The sequence below is a fragment of the Pantoea sp. Morm genome (genome assembly GCF_016643525.1).
In the GTDB taxonomy this organism is placed as follows: domain Bacteria; phylum Pseudomonadota; class Gammaproteobacteria; order Enterobacterales; family Enterobacteriaceae; genus Pantoea; species Pantoea dispersa.
The window spans coordinates 1-1088 of record NZ_VOQX01000260.1 but is presented as its reverse complement, the minus strand read 5'-3'; the positions used below and the strand labels follow the sequence as shown (position 1 = coordinate 1088).

Sequence of the window (1088 nt, the reverse complement as noted above, 5' to 3'; positions counted from 1 at the left end):
CCGTCTTCCCCCGTCTCCTTCAGCCCGACACGCTCTCCCCTGAACGCCTTGCCCGCCTTCAGGCTGAGTCCTTTTACGCTCAGCTTCCCGCTGATATCCACCTTCCTGACCATCACGCCCTCGTCGTATTCCGGTGGCGCTACGCGCCCGCTGTACTGCCGCGATGAGGGCTGATAGCGCGACGCCGGCACCGCCATCTCCAGCGCCTCATGCGGGCGCTCGAGGTTGTAGACCGTCCGCCAGTGGTCGAAGGCGCGCTGCAGCTCACCGCTGTCTGCGAACCACTTCCCCTGCAGCACTTCCGCCTTCAGGCTGCGGTGAAAGCGCTCCAGCTTGCCCTGCGTCTGCGGATGATACGGCCGCGAGTGTCCCACCCGGATGCCGTGGCGCATCAGCCACAGCTCCACTGCCGTCCAGGTGCCGGTGGTGTCGCCCCACGGCGAGCCGTTGTCCATCGTCATCCGGTCCGGCAGGCCGTAGCGCTCAAAGACGCTGACCAGCTGCTCCTGTACAGTCTCACGCCGTTCGTCGGCGCAGTGTACCAGGCACAGCGAGAACCGGGAGTGGTCGTCCAGCAGGGTGAGCGGGTGGCAGCGGCCGCCGCCAAAGGGAAAGTGGCCCTTAAAATCCATCTGCCAGAGCCGGTTCGGGGCCGTATGCTCAAACCGGCCGGTGGCCGGGACGCCCGGCGCTGCGCCCGGCAGCAGGCCGTGGCGGGCCATCAGGTTGTGGACGGTGCTGAAGGCCGGCATGCCGTGCCCGCGGTCTTCGAGCCAGCGCTTAATCTTGCGGGCCCCCCAGTGCTGATGAAGTTCATGCGCCATACGCAGCAGCTCAGTGATATCGTCAGATGAGCGGTTGGGTGAGTGACGGGGCGCGCGGGAGCGGTCCTGAAGGCCGGACGGTCCTTCCTCATCCCAGCGGCGAAGCCACTTGTAGCCGGTGGCGGGAGATATGCCGTAGCGGCGGCACAGCTCGCGGATGTTCGCCCCGTCTTGCGAGGCGAACAGAACAAACTCAGTACGTAATGACATGGTATCTCTCGCATCCCAGGGCATAAGCGACTCCATAAACGGGTTCTTATGCCT

The 1088-nt window shown here is 65.3% G+C and carries 1 protein-coding gene; it reads right to left on the bottom strand.

Translation table 11 applies throughout. From position 1 onward, the window contains the following. The coding region (locus FT726_RS27400) for an IS481 family transposase (protein ID WP_346303859.1) at positions 1 to 1070 on the bottom strand (1070 nt) is incomplete at its 3' end. Positions 1071 to 1088 lie beyond the last annotated feature (18 nt).